General features: G+C 72.2%; 1 protein-coding gene. It reads left to right on the top strand.

Features of this window, described 5'->3' with window-relative positions; genetic code table 11:
• A partial coding sequence (locus tag PUR56_RS12415) for an acyltransferase domain-containing protein (protein ID WP_329948930.1) occupies positions 1-374 on the top strand: 374 nt, incomplete at both ends.

The raw sequence follows: 374 nt of genomic DNA, 5'->3' as shown, positions 1-374 counted from the left end.
GGTGCTGTTGTCCGGTACGGACGAGGCGTCCCTGCGTGCTCAGGCTCAACAGCTGATCGACAGCGCCGAGGTGGGCGCTGCTCACCCGGTGGCACTCGGCGCGGCGTCGATCCGCCGTGCCGCGCTCGCTCACCGGGCGGAGGTGCTGGCGGACGAGGAGCTGATCCACCGCACCGGGTACGCGCTGCCGGCGTTGTTCGCCGTCGAGGTGGCGTTGCTCGCGCTGCTGTCGCTCTGGGGTGTGCGGGCGGACGTGCTGGTCGGTCATTCGATCGGTGAGATCGCTGCCGCGCACGTGGCCGGGGTGCTGTCGCTCGGTGATGCGGCGGCGTTGGTCGTGGCCCGGGGCCGACTGATGCAGGCCCTTCCCGCCG

The organism is Streptomyces sp. BE303, from assembly GCF_036290945.1.
Taxonomy (GTDB): domain Bacteria; phylum Actinomycetota; class Actinomycetes; order Streptomycetales; family Streptomycetaceae; genus Kitasatospora.
This window is presented reverse-complemented; position numbering and strand designations above follow the sequence as displayed.